We start from the raw sequence: 16563 nt of genomic DNA on the forward strand, positions 1-16563 counted from the left end.
GAGGTCATTTTTGCAATTTGACTACATCATTATTGGTGCCGGCTCTGCCGGCAACGTACTGGCGACACGACTGACGGAAGATCCTCATACCACCGTCCTGCTGCTGGAAGCCGGCGGCCCGGATTATCGTTTTGATTTCCGTACCCAGATGCCCGCCGCGCTGGCTTTTCCGCTACAGGGCCGACGCTATAACTGGGCCTACGAGACCGAACCCGAACCGCATATGAATAACCGGCGCATGGAGTGCGGTCGCGGCAAGGGGCTCGGCGGCTCGTCGCTGATTAACGGCATGTGCTACATCCGCGGTAATGCAATGGACCTCGACAACTGGGCCACCGCGCCGGGGCTTGAGCAGTGGAGCTATCTTGACTGTCTGCCCTACTACCGCAAAGCGGAAACCCGCGATATCGGCGCCAACGACTACCACGGCGGCGATGGCCCGGTGAGCGTCACCACGCCGAAGCAGAATAATAATCCGCTGTTCCATGCCATGGTAGAAGCCGGTGTCCAGGCCGGCTATCCGCGCACCGACGATCTCAATGGCTACCAGCAGGAGGGATTCGGACCGATGGATCGCACCGTGACCCCGCAGGGACGCCGGGCCAGTACCGCCCGCGGCTATCTTGACCAGGCCCGCGCGCGCCCAAACCTGACGATTCGCACCCATGCGCTGACCGACCATATTATTTTTGCCGGTAAGCGCGCGGTAGGCGTGGAGTGGCTGGAGGGCGATAGCACCGCGCCGTCAAAAGCAACGGCCAGTAAAGAAGTGCTGCTCTGCGCGGGAGCCATCGCTTCGCCGCAGATTCTGCAACGTTCCGGCGTCGGCGATCCCGAACTGCTACGCCAGTTTGATATCCCGCTGGTGCACGCCCTGCCCGGCGTCGGTGAAAACCTGCAGGACCACCTGGAGATGTATTTGCAATACGAGTGCAAGGAGCCGGTGTCGCTCTATCCGGCGCTGCAATGGTGGAATCAGCCGAAAATTGGCGCTGAATGGCTGTTCGGCGGGACCGGCATCGGCGCCAGCAACCAGTTTGAAGCGGGCGGGTTTATTCGCAGCCGGGAGGCGTTTGCGTGGCCGAATATTCAGTATCACTTCCTGCCGGTGGCGATTAACTACAACGGTTCGAATGCGGTGAAAGAGCACGGCTTCCAGTGCCACGTCGGCTCCATGCGTTCGCCCAGCCGCGGCCATGTGCGCCTGAAATCACGCGACCCGCATGAGCATCCGGCAATTCTGTTCAACTATATGTCCAGCGAACAGGACTGGCAGGAGTTCCGCGACGCGATCCGCATCACCCGCGACATCATGAACCAGCCGGCGCTGGATAAATATCGCGGCCGGGAAATCAGCCCGGGTCTGGCGTGCCAGAGCGATGCCGAGCTGGATGAGTTCGTGCGTAATCACGCCGAGACCGCTTTCCATCCCTGCGGGACCTGTAAAATGGGCTATGACGAAATGGCGGTGGTCGATGGCGAGGGGCGAGTTCACGGTCTGGAAGGGCTGCGGGTAGTGGATGCATCGATTATGCCGCAGATCATCACCGGCAACCTCAACGCCACCACCATCATGATTGGCGAGAAGATAGCCGATGCCATTCGCGGCCGCGCGCCGCTGCCGCGCAGCACGGCGCGCTATTATGTGGCGAACGGCGCGCCGGTGCGTCGTCAGGCCGCTGTTAAGGGATAGCAAGCCTGCTCGGGCTTGTGTTCTGACATCTCTGCCGGGCGGCGGCTGACGCCTTGCCCGGCCTACGACAGCGAGTCTGTTCCGTAGAATCAGTCTACCGCCCCTGTTTGTCGCGAAGCCCTTACCTGCCTACCGGACTGCGCCGGTAGGCCCATGCAGGCGAAGCGCCGCCGTATTTGTGAATAAGAAAGATTGACTGACTGGAGGTAGGCCCGCGCAAGCGAAGCGCCGCCGGGCAATTCCCGATGCACGCACTTTGTCCGCTGGCTGCAATCAGCGAAAATCCTCCAGTCGCTTCAGCTGTCTCCCTTCACCATCAAAATTCTCCGCCGCCAGCCATGCGCGCAGCGCCGCATCCCGCGCCGCCCACTCGCTATCAATAATCGACAGCTGGTCGCTATCGCGGGTGCGCCCTTTCCGCACCATTTTTTGCCGCAGACACCCTTCCCAGGTAAAACCCAGGCGCTCCGCCGCCCGTCGTGAGGCAATATTCATCGAATCACATTTCCACTCCAGCCGGCGATAGCCCTGCCCGAAGGCATTTTTCAGCAACAGCCATACCGCTTCCGTGCCCAGCGGCGTGTTCTTCATCTTCCGCGACCAGGTCACATGGCCGATTTCAACGGTCCCCATTGCCCGATCGATGGCCATATAGCTGACCAGCCCAACCGCCCGCTCGGTCTGCAGATCGATAACCGCAAACGGCACCAGCGCATCATCGTTGACTTTACCTGCCACCCAGTGGGTCGTCGCTTCCACGCTTGCCGGACAGGTGCTGGCCAGCCATGTCCAGTCGCTCTCATCTCCCAACGCGTAGGCGGCGAACAGATCGGCGGCATGGCGCTGCACCTCCAGCGGCTCAAGCCGGCAAAAGCGCCCGCTTAACGGCGTGCGTTTCAGGATCCTGGCCCCCTGCCAGTCTGCGACAACATCATTCACCACCTGACCATATTGATTGATTTCCGGCATGCCCGCACCCCGTTGAATTGTAATGAAATTGTTATATCAAGAAGCGCGGCGGACAAAAAGCGCGCCGCCGCTTTTTTTCATTAATAACCCATCGCTATGAATTATTCTTTTTAAGCATAAGCTTATCCGTATTTTGACTTTACGACTGCGGGGAAGCGGCCTAACGTAGCGAAGCATAAATAATCAAAACAACATTTTTTCAGGGATTGCACATGACCAAAAAACTGCTGTCTTTACTGGTGCTGACCGCACTCTCCGCCGCCGTCCATGCCGCGACACCGCCCTCCACCCTGGTCGTTGCCCAGGGTCTTGACGACATCGTCAGCCTCGACCCGGCAGAAGCCAATGAGCTTTCCAGCATTCAGACGGTACCGAGTCTCTACCAGCGCCTGGTTCAGCCAGATCGCGACAACCCTGAAAAAATCACCCCGATTCTGGCCGCAAGCTGGCAGGCCGACCCGGCGGCGAAAACCTTGACCATCAAGCTGAAGCCCGATGCCAAATTTGCTTCGGGCAACCCGCTGCGTCCGGAAGACATTATCTTCTCCTATACCCGCGCGGTGACGCTGAATAAGTCCCCCGCGTTTATCCTCAACGTCCTCGGCTGGCAGCCGGACAACATCGCCAGCCAGCTGAAAAAGGTCGATGACCATACGCTGCAGCTGCACTGGACCGCTGACGTCAGTCCGGCGGTCGCGCTGAATATCCTCTCCACGCCGATCGCCTCCATCGTGGATGAAAAGCTGGTGGCGCCGAACGTCAAAGACAACGATTTCGGTAACAGCTGGCTGAAAATGCACTCGGCGGGCAGCGGCGCGTTCAAAATGCGCGTCTATCAGCCGCATCAGGCCATCGTGCTGGAGGCCAACAACAGCTCGCCTACCGGGGCGCCGAAGCTGAAAAGCATCATTATTAAAAACGTCCCCGATCCGGCCTCTCGCCGCCTGCTGATTCAACAGGGTGATGCCGATATCGCCCGCGATCTCGGCGCCGATCAGATAGCCGCCCTGCAGGGGAAACCCGGCGTTAACGTGCTGAGCATTCCCTCCGCCGAGCAGAATTACCTGGCATTCAACACCGGCAACAGCGCTAACCCGCTGCTGAAAAACCCGGCTCTGTGGGAAGCCGCGCGCTGGCTGGTGGACTACGACGGCATCACCAAAGATCTGCTTAAAGGCCAGTATTTTGTGCATCAGAGCTTCCTGCCGGTTGGTCTGCCGGGCGCGCTGGATAATAATCCGTTCAAATTTGACCCGGAGAAGGCCAAAGCGATTCTCGCCAAAGCGGGGATTAAGGACGCGCACTTCACTCTTGATGTCGAGAACAAACCGCCGTTCATTACTATCGCCCAGTCGATGCAGGCCAGCTTTGCCCAGGGCGGCGTGAAGATTGACCTGCTGCCGGCAGCGGGCAGCCAGGTGTATGCCCGCGTGCGCGCGAAGCAGCACCAGGCAGCTATTCGCCTGTGGATCCCGGACTATTTTGACGCCCACTCCAACGCCAGCGCCTTCGCGTGGAATGATGGTAAATCCAGCACCGTTGCCGGTCTCAACGGCTGGCAGATCCCGCAGCTAAATAAAGAAACCCAGGCGGCGGTCGCCGAAGCGGATCCGGCAAAACGCCTCGATCTGTACAAAAAAATGCAGGAAGAGCTGCAGCGCAGTTCGCCGTATGTATTTGTTGACCAAGGGAAAACGCAGATCGTGGTCCGCGATAACGTCAAAGGCTATCAGCAGGGCCTCAACGCCGATATGGTCTGGTACGATAACGTCACCAAGTAATTTCCCTTGTTGCCGGGTGGCGCTGCGCTTACCCGGCCCGGGTTCTCGTTTTTTGTAGGCCGGGTAAGGCGAAGCCGCCTCCCGGTATGAAGAGACTTCCCATGCCACATCTTTCCACGCGCGTGCTTCAGGGGCTGCTTACCCTGCTACTCACGCTCTTTGGGCTGTTGCTCGTCACGTTCGCGCTTTCCGCGTTTTCACCTGTCGATCGGGTGCTGCAAATCGTCGGCGATCATGCCAGCCAGTCGACCTATGATCAGGTTCGCCACCAGCTCGGGCTCGATCGCCCGCTGCCGGTGCAGTTCTGGCACTATCTGGTTAACCTTGCCCACGGCGACCTCGGCACGGCCAGCTCCACCGGCCAGCCGGTGCTGCACGACCTGCTCGCCACCTTTCCCGCCACCCTCGAACTGGCCACCCTGGCGCTGATCGTCGGGGCGCTGTTCGGGGTGATTGCCGGCGTGCTGTGCGCCCGCTACGCCGGTTCGCCGTGGGATCTGGCGGTACGCACCTTGACCTTGATCGGCAACTCGGTTCCCATTTTCTGGCTCGGGCTGCTGATGCTGGCGTTGTTCTACGCCAAATTGCAGTGGACGCCGGGCCCCGGGCGACTGGACGATATCTATCAATATACCGTCGAACCGCGAACCGGCTTCGTGCTGATTGATACCTGGCTCTCTGGCGATAAAGAGGCCTTCAAAAACGCCATTGGCCATCTGCTGCTGCCGGTGCTGCTGCTGGGATACTATTCGCTGGCCAGCATCACCCGTCTGACGCGTTCCGCCTGCCTCAGCGAGATGAATAAAGAGTACATCCTGCTGGCGCGCGCCAAAGGGGCCAGCGAAATGACGATTCTGCTGCGGCACGTACTCCCCAACATTCGCGGCACTCTGCTGACGGTCATCGCCCTGGCCTGGACCTCGATGCTGGAAGGCGCGGTGCTGACGGAAACCGTCTTCTCATGGCCGGGAATTGGCCGCTACCTGACTACCGCGCTGTTCGCCGGGGATACCACGGCGATCATGGGCGGTACGCTGCTGATTGGCGCCAGCTTTGTGTTCATTAACAATCTCACCGACCTGCTGGTGCGGTTGACCGACCCGAGGGTACGCTGATGCCGGCTTATCTGTTTTTGCGTCGTCTGCGTCGCTCCCCCGCCGCCTTTTTCGGGCTGATCGTCATCGCGCTGCTCCTGCTGGTGGCGCTGTTCGCGCCGTGGCTGGCGCCGCTCGATCCCAACTGGCAGGATGCCGCGGCACGCCTGCAAAGCCCCGATGCCCGGCACTGGCTCGGCACCGACAGCTATGGCCGCGACCTGCTCTCTCGCCTGATTTACGGCGCGCGCCCGGCGCTGGGGCTGGTGGCGTTAGTCACGCTGATTACGCTCCCCGCCGGTCTGCTGGTGGGGATACTTTCCGGCTATTACGGCGGCTGGCTGGAGCGTATTCTGATGCGATTTACCGACGTGGTGATGTCAATGCCGCGGCTGATCCTCGCCTTTGCCTTTGTCGCCATGCTGGGGCCTGGGTTGGTTAACGGTGCGCTGGCACTGGCGCTCACCACCTGGCCCGCCTACGCTCGCCAGGCGCGGAGCGAAATTCAACGTCTGCGCCATAGCGATTATCTGGCCGCGGCGGAAATGATGGGCATTCGCGGCTGGCGGCTGCTGACTGGCCATATTTTACCGCTGTGCCTGCCTTCCGCCATCGTGCGCCTGGCGCTGGATCTCGCCGGCATTATTCTCGCCGCCGCCGGGCTCGGTTTCCTCGGTCTCGGCGCGCGTCCGCCGATGGCGGAATGGGGGGCGATGATCGCCGACGGAATGCAGGTCATTTTCGATCAGTGGTGGATTGCCGCCGCGCCCGGGGCGGTGATCCTGATAGCCAGCCTGGCTTTTAACCTGCTGGGCGACGGCCTGCGCGATGTTCTGGAGCCGCAACATGACTGATACCCGACTCACCGTTCAGGGGTTAAGCATCGACTACCCCTCTGCCCGGGTGGTGAATAACGTCAGCTTTACGCTCGGCAACGAGCGGCTGGCGCTGGTGGGCGAATCCGGTTCCGGCAAATCAATGACCGCCCGCGCGCTGATGGGACTGGTGCGTCGTCCGGGCGTGGTCAGCGCAGAAACGCTGAACGTGCTGGGACACGATCTTCTGACCCTCAACGATCGCCGCTGGCGCGCGCTGCGCGGCAACGATATCGCCATGGTGCTGCAGGATCCGCGCTATGCGCTGAATCCGGTACAGACCATTCAGGCACAGCTGGAAGAGGCATTAACGCTGCATCAGCGCCTGAGCCGCCGCGCGCGGCAGGAGGCGGTGAAAGCCGCCGTTGCCGCCGTCGGCCTCGATTTACCCGTACTCAGCCGCTACCCCGGCGAACTCTCTGGCGGGATGGGGCAACGGGTGATGATCGCCATTGCGCTGTTGAACAACCCGAAGGTGCTGATTGCCGACGAGCCGACCTCGGCGCTCGATTCCCGCCTGCGCAATCAGATCCTCGAACTGCTGGTGGAACAGTGCGAGCAGCGGCAAATGGCGATGCTGCTGATCAGCCACGATCTGCCGCTGGTGGCGCAACATTGCCACCGGGTACTGGTGATGTACCAGGGGGCGCAGGTCGATGAGATGCCCGCCCGCGAGCTGCCTCAGGCCACGCATCCCTACACCCGTACGCTGTGGACCTGTCGTCCCGATGCGAGCACCTACGGCCAGATGCTGCCCACTCTCGACAGAACACTGGACTTTACGGAGGCGGCGCATGGCAGTCGTTAATCTCGATGCATTGCAGGTCATTTTTGCGGAAAAAACGGCGGTGTCCGCCGCCAGCTTCAGCGTTGAGGCCGGGGAAACCTTCAGCCTGATCGGCGCTTCCGGCTGCGGGAAATCGACGATTCTGCGGGTTCTCGCCGGACTACAGCGCGAGTGGCGCGGCGGCGTTCAGCTGTTTGGCAAAGCGATAGCCCCCGGCGTTCGTTTTCAGGGCGAGCTGCGCCGCAACGTGCAGATGGTGTTTCAGGATCCCTATGCCTCTCTGCACCCCAACCATACGCTGTGGCGTACCCTGGCCGAACCGCTGAAAATCCACGGTCTCGACGCCATCCGGCAGCGGGTCGATACCGCGCTGGAACAGGTGGGGCTCCCCGCCGACGCCGCGCGTCGTTATCCGCATCAGCTTTCCGGCGGCCAGCGCCAGCGCGTGGCCATTGCGCGCGCGCTGCTGCTGCGCCCGCAGATCCTGCTGTTAGATGAGCCCACCTCGGCGCTGGATATGTCGGTACAGGCGGAAATTCTCAATCTGTTGAACCGATTGAAGCAGGAGCACGGCATGACCTATCTGCTGGTCAGTCATGATGCCGATGTGATTGCACATATGTCGGATCGGGCGGCATTTATGGCCGAGGGAGTCATTCAGCGCTTCTTCGATCGCGAGGCGCTGGTGAAAGGTGAACACCGGATGGCGGGATAGCCGGGAAACTCCCCCGGTGGCGCTGCGCTTACCGGGGCTACGGGGTCGTGCGGTCGGGTAACCCGGATAAGGCGCATCGCGCCGCTATCCGGGAAACTCCCCGGTGGCGCTGCGCTTACCGGGGCTACGGGGTTGTGCGGTCGGGTAGCCCGGATAAGGCGCTGGCGCCGCTCTCCGGGAAACTCTCGGGTGGCGCTGCGCTTACCGGGGCTACGGGGTCGTGCGGTCAGGTAGCCCGGATAAGGCGCATCGCGCCGCTATCCGGGAACAAGGTTGGCTTATTTCGCCAGCGTGGCGAAGCGGGCGAATACGCTGTCAAAAATCGCCAGCCCTTTCGCAATCTGCTCGGCGCTGATGGTACAGGGCGGTACCACGTGAATGCGGTTTTCCACCACAAAGGCCAGCAGACCGGCTTCGGTTAAGGCCCCTTTAATCGCCGCCATATCCGCCGCGGTTAGCGGTGTTTTAGCTTCGCGGTCGCTGACCAGCTCCAGCGCCTGGAACAGCCCGCGGCCGCGGACATGACCAATGATCGCATGTTTTTCCGCCAGTGCCTCCAGCCCCGGACGCAGGACGTGATTCCCCATCTGCGCCGCGTTTTCGACGATGTTTTCCTCTTTCATGGCATCGATCGTCGCCACAATCGCCGCCATCGCCAGCGGATGGCCGGAGTAGGTCAGGCCACCGGCAAAGAAATGGTCGTCAAAATAGCGGGCAATCGGGTCGCTAATCAGCACGCCGCCCGCAGGCACATACCCGGCGTTAACCCCTTTGGCAAAGGTCACCAGATCCGGCACCACGCCATCTTGCTCGAAGGCAAACCAGCTGCCGGTACGGCCAAACCCGGCCATCACCTCATCGAGGATCAGCACAATACCAAACTCGTCGGCCAGCGCCCGTACGCCCTGCATATAGCCATCAGGCGGCACCAGAATGCCAGCGGTTCCGGGAATTGACTCCAGCAAAATGGCGGCAATAGCGCCAGGGCCTTCGCACTCAATGATTCTGCGCAGATGCGCCAGCGCGCGCTGACACTCCTCCTCTTCCGTCACGGCATTAAATTCGCTGCGATAGAGGTAGGGGTTGAAAAAGTGAACGTGGCCGCGCGAGTACTCGTTCGGCACCCGGCGCCAGTCGCCGGTGGCGGCAATCGCGCTGCCGGTATTGCCGTGGTATGAACGATAGGCCGACAGCACTTTATCGCGTCCGGTATAGAGCCGCGCCATGCGGATAGCATTCTCGTTGGCGTCGGCTCCGGCATTGGTAAAGAACACTTTGCTGAAGCCTTCCGGCGCCAGTTCGACGATGCGTTTCGCCGCTTCGCCGCGGGCGAGGTTGGCGGTCGCCGGCGCAATTGTCACCAGCTCCTCCAGCTGCGCTTTCATCGCCGCCAGCACGCGCGGGTGCTGATAGCCGATATTGACGTTAACCAGCTGACTGCTGAAATCAAGGTAGGTTTTGCCTTCATAATCCCACAGTTCACAGCCCCTGGCTCCGGCAATCACCAGCGGGTTGATGTTGCCCTGTACCGACCACGAATGGAAAACATAAGCGCGATCCAGTTGGCGAACGTCATCGTTGCTTACCGTTACATCGTTCTGTATTGCCAGCTTCATACCCTGCCCTCTGATGTCATTGTTGTTGGCTCCATCATTGGTCGCCCGACGGAAAAAGGGATAGAGCCAGTCGCTCGAAAAGGTTGTGACACCGTGTCACAACGCCACCTGACAACTGGCCCTGTGTCGCCGCCCGCGGCGTTTTTATAGTGAGGGCAACAATGCGCACAGGAGAGTGAAATGACCACCAACAACATAGTGTTTATTACCGGGGCCACCTCAGGTTTTGGGGAGGCAGCGGCACAGGTGTTTGCCGAAGCGGGCTGGTCGCTGGTGCTGAGCGGCCGCCGCCTGGCGCGCCTGCAAAAACTGTATGACCGGCTGAGCCTGCTGGTGCCGGTACATATTATCGAGCTGGACGTGCGTGACAGCGAGGCCGTTGCCGCCGCGGTGGCAGAGCTGCCCGCCGCCTTTGCCGATATCAAAACGCTGATTAACAACGCCGGGCTGGCGCTGGCGCCGCAGCCGGCGCAGAAGGTCGACCTGCAGGACTGGAAAACGATGATCGATACCAACGTTACCGGCCTGGTTAACGTCACCCACGCGCTGCTGCCAACGCTCATTCAGCATGGCGCCGGCGCCAGTATCATCAATGTCGGCTCCATTGCCGGTCAGTGGCCCTATCCGGGCAGCCACGTCTACGGCGCCAGCAAAGCGTTTGTGAAGCAGTTCAGCTACAACCTGCGCTGCGATTTACTCGGTACCGGGGTGCGGGTGACCGATCTGGCGCCGGGCATTGCCGAGACCGAATTCACTCTCGTGCGCACTAAAGGCGACCAGGCGGCATCCGATAATCTGTATCGCGGCACCACCCCGCTGAGCGCGCAGGATATCGCCGGGCAGATGTTCTACATCGCCACCTTACCGGATCATATGAATATCAACCGCGTAGAAGTGATGCCGGTGCGCCAGGCCTGGCAGCCATTCGCCATTGACCGGGATTGATTGTAGACCCGCCCGATTGATCTCCCCCCTCCCCGGTGGCGCTGCGCTTACCGGGGCTACCTGTTTCCGGCCGCCTGCGGCCAGAGAAAAGCGCTGACAGCAGCTTAAGTCATTCTGCAACAACAAGACTTCCCGCGATGCTCCGGTATCCGCTGAAATCAGCGAACCGGAGCTCGGCAGGCAGGGGCTGGACGCCAGGGATGGGAGGAGTAGCATCGCGTTGAGCGTCGGGAGGCGAGCGCAGCGCCGATTTCTTTGCCGTACCGTGGGGATGGTGAAGCAGGAGAGGGTTTCTCCCCCTTTATCCGTTCACGTGCCACGATGAAACAGTTCTGTGAATGGATAGTGAACGGAACCAAATACCTTGCTGCCGGAACACCTCCCCGGATGGCGGCGCGATGCGCCTTATCCAGACTTCCCGACCGCACGACCCCGTCCCCCCGGTAAGCGCAGCGCCACCGGGAGAGTTTCCCGGATAGCGGCGCGATGCGCCTTATCCAGACTTCCCGACCGCACAACCCCGTAGCCCCGGTAAGCGCAGCGCCACCGGGGGAGTTTCCCGGATGGCGGCGCGATGCGCCTTATCCAGACTCCCTGACCGCACAACCCCGTAGCCCCGGTAAGCGCAGCGCCACCGGGGGAGTTTCCCGGATGGCGGCGCGATGCGCCTTATCCAGACTCCCTGACCGCACAACCCCGTAGCCCCGGTAAGCGCAGCGCCACCGGGGAGAGCGGCCGCAGGCGATCGGGCCCCTCGTATTAGCGGCGGCTCTGCAAAAACTGGCGTACGCGTTCAGAATCCGGGTTGGTGAAAAATTTCTCCGGCGGCGCTTTCTCAATCAACAGCCCTTTTTCGAGAAACACCACTTCATCCGATACCTGGCGGGCAAAATCCATCTCATGAGTCACCACCACCATGGTGTAGCCCTCCGCCGCCAGCGCCTTCATCACTCCCAACACTTCGTTGACCAGTTCGGGATCCAGCGCCGATGTCGGCTCGTCAAACAGAATCACTTCCGGCGACATCGCCAGCGAACGGGCAATGGCCACCCGCTGCTTCTGCCCGCCGGAGAGGGTAATCGGCCAGGCGTCGGCCTTGTGCGCCATCCCGACCTTTTCCAGCTGCTGTATGGCGATTGCAGACGCTTCATCGCGCTTCATTCCTTTGACGTGGAGCAGCGCTTCGCTGACGTTCTGCTGCACGGTCAGGTGCGGCCACAGGTTAAAGCTCTGGAACACCATCCCCACCCGCTCACGAATCTTCGACAGCTGGCGATGGGACATGGCTTTGCCATTCTGTTCATCGATCCCCAGCCGCTGGCCGCCGATATGAATCTCCCCGCGGTCCGGCTGTTCCAGCCAGTTCATGCAGCGCAGCAGCGTCGATTTACCGGAACCTGACGACCCCAGAATACTGACCACCGATCCCTTTTCGACGGTCAGGTTGATATCGCGCAGCACTTCAATATTATCAAACTGCTTAGAGACGTTTTTAATGCTTACTGCAGTGGTATCAGGCATGACTCATTCCTCTTCTGGCTCCGAGGGCGCTCAGTCGCTTAATCAGCAACTCCAGCAAAATGCTGATCGCCCAGTAGAGTGCAATCGCGACGATAAAAGCGTTAAACGGGATGAACCAGGTCGCCTGCACGCTGTTGGCCGCGGCGGTAATTTCCTGAACGGTGATAATGCTGAGAAAAGCGGTATCCTTCAGGCAAATAATCAGCTGGTTGCCGAGCAGCGGCAGCGCCGATGAGACGATATTCGGCAAAATAATCCGCCGGTATATCTGGTAACGTGAAAAGCCCTGCGCCACCGCGGCCTCAATATATCCGGCGGAGAAGACCCGACGCTGGCTGCGCAGGATTTCAAAGAAATAGGCGCCGTGGTAGATCATCAGCGCCACCAGGCCGGCACTCCAGGCGTCCATACTGATCCCCACTTCCGGCAGGCCGTAATAGAGCAGATAGGCGAGGATTAAGAACGGAATCGCGCGCATCAGGCTGACAAAACCGATAATCACCCGGTTAAGCCAGCGCTTTTGATATTCGGTCAAATAGCACAGCACAATGCCAATGGCTAACCCCACAACGGCGGCCAGAATGAATAGCTCAAGAGTGGCGATCAGGCCGGCAATAAAGCTGTCGCGCGCTGACCAGATAATGGCCCACTGATTCATAGATCCTCCGGTTGTTATCGTGCCAGGCGTTTCGCTTTACGTTCCGCCAGTCCCTGCAGCTTCAGCAGCATGCCGATTATCACGACATAAAGCAGACCCGCCGCAAGAATCGGCGACAGGGGCTCATAGGTGACGGATGAGATGCGGTTGGTCACGCGGGTCAAATCGACCACGCCGATCACCGCAATCGCCGGACTGCCTTTAATCAGGAAAGACATTTCGTTCACCAGCGCCGGCAGGCTTTCGATCCACATTTGCGGCAGCATGATGTAGCGAAAATAGGTCCAGCGGCGCATCCCCACGGATTCTGCCGCCTCACGCTGTTCACGCGGGAAGGTACGGAACGCATTGCGCCAGATTTCGGCGTTAAAAGCCGAGGTGTTGAGGGTCAGCGCCACGATTGCCGCCACGTTTTTATCCAGATTAATCCCCACCGTCGGCAGCGAGAGAAACAGAAACAGCACCAGCGTCACCAGCGGCGTGGCGCGCGCCAGGCTGATATAGACCACCAGCAGCTGGTCAATAATCGGCAGACGCAGCATCCGCACCAGCGCGATCAGCAGACCAATCACCACCCCAAAGGCGATAGCGATGGCCGAAATCCAGAGGGTCGTCCATGCGCCTTCAATCAATAACTGCCAGGAAATTACATCCATATGGCCCTCCTGTGGATTAAAAACGCGGCGGTGACCCGCCGCAAAATGTTACAAACCAGCCAGTTTATGGAACTGTTCCGGGCTGGTAATCGCTTCCGTCGGGAGGTTATCGTAGGTTTCGCCAAACCATTTTTTCTGCAGCTCTGCAAGCTTGCCGGTTTCGCGCATATGGTTGATAAATTTGGTCATGTAGGCCAAAAGCTGCGGTGAGTTTTTCGGAATCGGCCAGGCCATATAGCCCGGGCCGGACACCGCCAGTCCTTTGGCGAAGACCTTCGGTTTGGCTTTCGCCAGGTCGTTGACGGAAATCACCACGTTAATCACGTAATCGAGGCGCTTATTGGCAAGGTCGGCGTAGGCTTCCGGATAGGAGGGATACTCCACCACCGGCCCGAGCTTGCCGCCGGTTTTTTCCAGCATCGCTTTCAGTTCAGGCAGTCGCGCCAGCAGCGCGCTGCCCGCCTGCAGCCCCACTTTTTTGCCGCTCAAATCGGCGATGGTGTTGAGAGAGTTATCGCCAGCGCGCTTGACAAAATAGTGCTGCGCCGAGGCCCACGGCGGCGTGAAGTCAAAGACCTTAAGTCGATCGTCGGTAATCACCGCGCCGGTTAACGCCATATCGTACTGACCGGTGGAGACCGCCGCTAACAGGCCGGTCCACGGCAGGATGCTCTGGTCGACGTGGAATTTCGCATACTTGCGTAGCTCCTCCAGCATATCTTTGTTAAAGCCATCGGCCTGGCCGTTGCTCATAAAGTTAAACGGCGCGTAATCATCTTCGGTCGCGACTTTCAGGGTGCCGGATTTTTCAATTTCCGGGAGATCTGCTGCCGCTGCGTGATAAGAAAAAGCCAGTGCCATAACGGCGCCCAGACACATTGAACCCAACGATTTGTTCATCAATCCACCCCTAATTAATTCGCCAGACGTGTTCATTCCCGAACATGAAAAGGTTTTGCAAAACTTGTGCCGACGGAAGTTCCGTTCCGCGACTGATGAATGCGTTTTTACTGTAGGGAGCGTTTTTGTTTTCCGGATAGAGCCAGTTTCGTTGCGTCCGTGTGTCAGACTTTTTCAGGGTGGTATGGAATTTGCTGCAGGGTAGACAGAGTATTCACGTAAGGAGCCCCGCATGATCCGTCACCTTTTGCACGTCGAGTTCGACCAACGTCGCGGTTTACAGGAGCAGGTGCGGGAGACGTTGGTTAACGCCATTCTGAGCGGTATTTTTTCCGCCGACACGCCGCTGCCCTCCTGCCGTCAGCTGGCCAGCCAGCTGCGGGTATCGCGCAATACTACGGCGCTGGTTTTTGAGAATCTGGTCAGCGAAGGGTATCTCATCAGCCGCCCGCGCAGCGGATACTATCTGCATCCCGACTATCAGCATTCCGCCGCGACGGTTGCCGTGCAGGATGCACCGGATGACGAGCGCGCTGCACCACGCTGGGGCGCGCGACTGCAAATCACTCCCAGCCAGCAGGAGTCGATTCTTAAACCCGCCGGCTGGATGAACTATCGCTATCCGTTTATCTATGGCCAGCCGGATACCCGCCAGTTTCCGCTGACCACCTGGCGTTCGGCGGCCAACTGGCTGCACGGCGGCGTGCGCGATCCGGCCTGGGTCGTCGATCACATCGACCAGGACGTCCCGATGCTGATTGAGCAGATCCGCACCCGGGTGCTGCCCAAGCGCGGCATCGTCGCTGCAGCGGATGAGATCCTGATTACGCTCGGCTCGCAGAACGCGCTCTACCTGCTCACCCGCCTGCTGATGTCGTCCACAACCCGGGTCGGCGTCGAGAATCCCTGCTTCCGCGAGGCGATTAATACCTTCCTGCTGGCGGACGCCGACATCGTGCCGCACCCGGTGGACGAAGAAGGGATCGTGCTCGACGATGCACCCTGCGATTACTACTACGTCACCCCCGGCCACCAGGTGCCGACGGGGGTGGCGATGAGCCAGGCGCGGCGCGGCCAGCTGCTGGAACATGCGGCCCGCCACGATGCGGTGATCGTTGAAGATGATTACGACTCGGAAAGTAATTTTATGCTGAACCCGCTACCGGCACTGAAAGCCAGCGACCGTAGCGGGCGGGTGATTTACGTCAGCAGCCTGTCGAAGGCGCTGTCTCCCGGCCTGCGGCTGGGATTTATGGTGGCCGACCCGGACCTGATTGATGAAGCCCGCGCGCTGCGGCGGCTGATTTACCGCCACCCACCCACCAATATTCAGTATCAGATGGCCCATTTTCTCGCCCAGGGGCACTATGAAACCCACCTGCGCCGCTACCACTTTGACTCCGCCCAGCGCTGGGAGCGGCTGAATAATGCGCTGCACCGCTACCTGCCGGAGTGCCGGATTATTCCCGGGAGTGAACATGCCAATGCCTTCTGGCTGGCGACACCGAAACAGATCAATACCCAGCAGCTGACCTGGCGAGCCGCCCATGCCGGGGTGCTGATTGAACCCGGCGCGCGCCATTTTCTCAACGCCAACCCGCCGGAAAATTTTTTCCGCATGGGCTTTCACGCTATCAATCCCGATGCGATTGCGCCCGGCGTCGAGGTACTGTGCCACCAGCTGGCGCAGCTGGGGTAAACGAAGTCTGTCGTCGCCCCCCGCGCATCCAGCATCCCGTAGCCCGAATAAGGTGCGCGCGCCGCCATCCGGAGAAATCCCCGGTGGCGCTGCGCTTACCGGGGCTACAGGGCGTGCGGTCGGATTGCCCGGCTAAGCGTCGCGCCAGCCGGAGCAATCCCCCGGTGGCGCTGCGCTTACCGGGGCTACAGGGCATGCGGTCGGATTGCCCGGCTAAGCGTCGTGCCAGCCGGAGCAATCCCCCGGTGGCGCTGCGCTTACCGGGGCTACAGGGGCGTGCGATCGGATTGCCCGGCTAAGCGTCGCGCCAGCCGGAGCAATCCCCCGGTGGCGCTGCGCTTACCGGGGCTACAGGGCGTGCGGTCGGGTTGCCCGGCTAAGCGTCGCGCCAGCCGGAGCAATCCCCCGGTGGCGCTGCGCTTACCGGGGCTACAGGGCGTGCGGTCGGATTGCCCGGCTAAGCGTCGCGCCAGCCGGAGCAATCCCCCGGTGGCGCTGCGCTTACCGGGGCTACAGGGGCTATGCGGTCGGATTGCCCGGCTAAGCGTCGCGCCAGCCGGAGCAATCCCCGGTGGCGCTGCGCTTACCGGGGCTACAGGGCATGCGGTCGGATTGCCCGGCTAAGCGTCGTGCCAGCCGGGGAGATCCCGGGCA

The 16563-nt window shown here is 60.6% G+C and carries 16 protein-coding genes; 10 read left to right on the plus strand and 6 right to left on the minus strand.

The features are described from left to right. Positions 1-10 precede the first annotated feature (10 nt). A complete protein-coding gene (betA, locus tag AC236I_RS18075) occupies positions 11-1693 on the plus strand; it encodes a choline dehydrogenase (protein WP_015584937.1) in 1683 nt (560 codons plus the stop codon). 273 nt (positions 1694-1966) lie between these two features. Here the strand turns inward: betA and AC236I_RS18080 are convergent, their stop codons facing one another. After that, positions 1967-2662 carry a GNAT family N-acetyltransferase gene (locus AC236I_RS18080; RefSeq protein ID WP_054829304.1) on the minus strand — a complete coding sequence of 232 codons (696 nt, stop codon included), beginning with the start codon at positions 2660-2662 and terminating at the stop codon, positions 1967-1969. Between the two features lie 212 nt (positions 2663-2874). Here AC236I_RS18080 and AC236I_RS18085 point away from each other — a divergent pair, with 212 nt between their 5' ends. From AC236I_RS18085 to AC236I_RS18105, 5 genes are all read left to right on the plus strand, one after another. After that, entirely contained in the window at positions 2875-4443 is a 1569-nt protein-coding gene (locus AC236I_RS18085) for an ABC transporter substrate-binding protein (RefSeq protein WP_004859275.1), read from the plus strand. 101 nt (positions 4444-4544) lie between these two features. Then, on the plus strand, positions 4545-5558 hold the full coding sequence (locus AC236I_RS18090; protein ID WP_004859271.1) for an ABC transporter permease: 1014 nt from the start codon (positions 4545-4547) through the stop codon (positions 5556-5558). Then, the gene (locus AC236I_RS18095; RefSeq protein WP_004859268.1) at positions 5558-6391 is read left to right on the plus strand and encodes an ABC transporter permease; all 834 of its coding nucleotides are present in this window, start codon (positions 5558-5560) and stop codon (positions 6389-6391) included. The genes AC236I_RS18090 and AC236I_RS18095 overlap by 1 nt, the downstream gene beginning before the upstream one ends. Next, complete coding sequence (locus tag AC236I_RS18100; protein ID WP_044350480.1) at positions 6384-7220, plus strand: ABC transporter ATP-binding protein; 837 nt, start codon at positions 6384-6386, stop codon at positions 7218-7220. Before AC236I_RS18095 ends, AC236I_RS18100 begins: the two co-directional genes overlap by 8 nt. Beyond that, positions 7207-7914: an ABC transporter ATP-binding protein gene (locus tag AC236I_RS18105; protein ID WP_004859262.1), complete on the plus strand. Its 708-nt coding sequence runs from the start codon at positions 7207-7209 to the stop codon at positions 7912-7914. Before AC236I_RS18100 ends, AC236I_RS18105 begins: the two co-directional genes overlap by 14 nt. A 278-nt stretch (positions 7915-8192) precedes the next feature. Here AC236I_RS18105 and AC236I_RS18110 read toward each other — a convergent pair whose 3' ends face one another. Then, positions 8193-9530: an aspartate aminotransferase family protein gene (locus AC236I_RS18110; RefSeq protein ID WP_004859258.1), complete on the minus strand. Its 1338-nt coding sequence runs from the start codon at positions 9528-9530 to the stop codon at positions 8193-8195. 180 nt (positions 9531-9710) lie between these two features. On the opposite strand from AC236I_RS18110, the gene AC236I_RS18115 reads away from it, so the two are divergent. After that, on the plus strand, positions 9711-10475 hold the full coding sequence (locus AC236I_RS18115; protein ID WP_015584940.1) for an SDR family NAD(P)-dependent oxidoreductase: 765 nt from the start codon (positions 9711-9713) through the stop codon (positions 10473-10475). Between the two features lie 759 nt (positions 10476-11234). On the opposite strand, the gene AC236I_RS18120 is transcribed toward AC236I_RS18115, so the two are convergent. From AC236I_RS18120 to AC236I_RS18135, 4 genes are read right to left on the minus strand one after another with little or no spacing between them, the layout of a single operon-like run. Next, the gene (locus AC236I_RS18120; protein WP_004859252.1) at positions 11235-11996 is read right to left on the minus strand and encodes an amino acid ABC transporter ATP-binding protein; all 762 of its coding nucleotides are present in this window, start codon (positions 11994-11996) and stop codon (positions 11235-11237) included. Further along, on the minus strand, positions 11989-12654 hold the full coding sequence (locus AC236I_RS18125) for an amino acid ABC transporter permease (RefSeq protein ID WP_004859249.1): 666 nt from the start codon (positions 12652-12654) through the stop codon (positions 11989-11991). The genes AC236I_RS18120 and AC236I_RS18125 overlap by 8 nt, the downstream gene beginning before the upstream one ends. 14 nt (positions 12655-12668) lie before the next feature. After that, positions 12669-13310 (minus strand): amino acid ABC transporter permease, encoded by a 642-nt coding sequence (locus AC236I_RS18130; RefSeq protein ID WP_015584941.1) that lies wholly within the window; start codon positions 13308-13310, stop codon positions 12669-12671. 48 nt (positions 13311-13358) lie between these two features. Then, positions 13359-14210 (minus strand): transporter substrate-binding domain-containing protein, encoded by an 852-nt coding sequence (locus AC236I_RS18135; protein WP_004859243.1) that lies wholly within the window; start codon positions 14208-14210, stop codon positions 13359-13361. 232 nt (positions 14211-14442) lie between these two features. Between AC236I_RS18135 and pdxR the strand changes: the two genes are divergently transcribed. The 3 genes from pdxR to AC236I_RS18150 all read left to right on the plus strand — a co-directional run bounded on the left by pdxR (position 14443) and on the right by AC236I_RS18150 (position 16533). Then, on the plus strand, positions 14443-15909 hold the full coding sequence (gene pdxR / locus AC236I_RS18140) for a MocR-like pyridoxine biosynthesis transcription factor PdxR (protein ID WP_487608569.1): 1467 nt from the start codon (positions 14443-14445) through the stop codon (positions 15907-15909). A gap of 83 nt (positions 15910-15992) precedes the next feature. Further along, on the plus strand, positions 15993-16208 hold the full coding sequence (locus AC236I_RS18145) for a hypothetical protein (protein ID WP_487608570.1): 216 nt from the start codon (positions 15993-15995) through the stop codon (positions 16206-16208). Further along, positions 16186-16533, plus strand: a complete 348-nt coding sequence (locus AC236I_RS18150; protein ID WP_487608571.1) for a hypothetical protein — start codon at positions 16186-16188, stop codon at positions 16531-16533. Before AC236I_RS18145 ends, AC236I_RS18150 begins: the two co-directional genes overlap by 23 nt. The last annotated feature ends 30 nt before the right edge of the window (positions 16534-16563 follow it).

The organism is Klebsiella sp. Sb-30 (assembly GCF_057652795.1).

Excerpts from the sequence above, each read along its gene's own strand:
- AC236I_RS18080 (WP_054829304.1), bottom strand. The coding sequence starts at position 2,662 with ATGCCGGAAATCAATCAATATGGTCAGGTGGTGAATGATGTTGTCGCA.
- AC236I_RS18095 (WP_004859268.1), top strand. The coding sequence starts at position 5,558 with ATGCCGGCTTATCTGTTTTTGCGTCGTCTGCGTCGCTCCCCCGCCGCC.
- AC236I_RS18115 (WP_015584940.1), top strand. The coding sequence starts at position 9,711 with ATGACCACCAACAACATAGTGTTTATTACCGGGGCCACCTCAGGTTTT.
- AC236I_RS18110 (WP_004859258.1), bottom strand. The coding sequence starts at position 9,530 with ATGAAGCTGGCAATACAGAACGATGTAACGGTAAGCAACGATGACGTT.
- AC236I_RS18135 (WP_004859243.1), bottom strand. The coding sequence starts at position 14,210 with ATGAACAAATCGTTGGGTTCAATGTGTCTGGGCGCCGTTATGGCACTG.
- AC236I_RS18125 (WP_004859249.1), bottom strand. The coding sequence starts at position 12,654 with ATGAATCAGTGGGCCATTATCTGGTCAGCGCGCGACAGCTTTATTGCC.
- AC236I_RS18100 (WP_044350480.1), top strand. The coding sequence starts at position 6,384 with ATGACTGATACCCGACTCACCGTTCAGGGGTTAAGCATCGACTACCCC.
- AC236I_RS18085 (WP_004859275.1), top strand. The coding sequence starts at position 2,875 with ATGACCAAAAAACTGCTGTCTTTACTGGTGCTGACCGCACTCTCCGCC.
- AC236I_RS18090 (WP_004859271.1), top strand. The coding sequence starts at position 4,545 with ATGCCACATCTTTCCACGCGCGTGCTTCAGGGGCTGCTTACCCTGCTA.
- AC236I_RS18130 (WP_015584941.1), bottom strand. The coding sequence starts at position 13,310 with ATGGATGTAATTTCCTGGCAGTTATTGATTGAAGGCGCATGGACGACC.
- AC236I_RS18105 (WP_004859262.1), top strand. The coding sequence starts at position 7,207 with ATGGCAGTCGTTAATCTCGATGCATTGCAGGTCATTTTTGCGGAAAAA.
- pdxR (WP_487608569.1), top strand. The coding sequence starts at position 14,443 with ATGATCCGTCACCTTTTGCACGTCGAGTTCGACCAACGTCGCGGTTTA.
- AC236I_RS18120 (WP_004859252.1), bottom strand. The coding sequence starts at position 11,996 with ATGCCTGATACCACTGCAGTAAGCATTAAAAACGTCTCTAAGCAGTTT.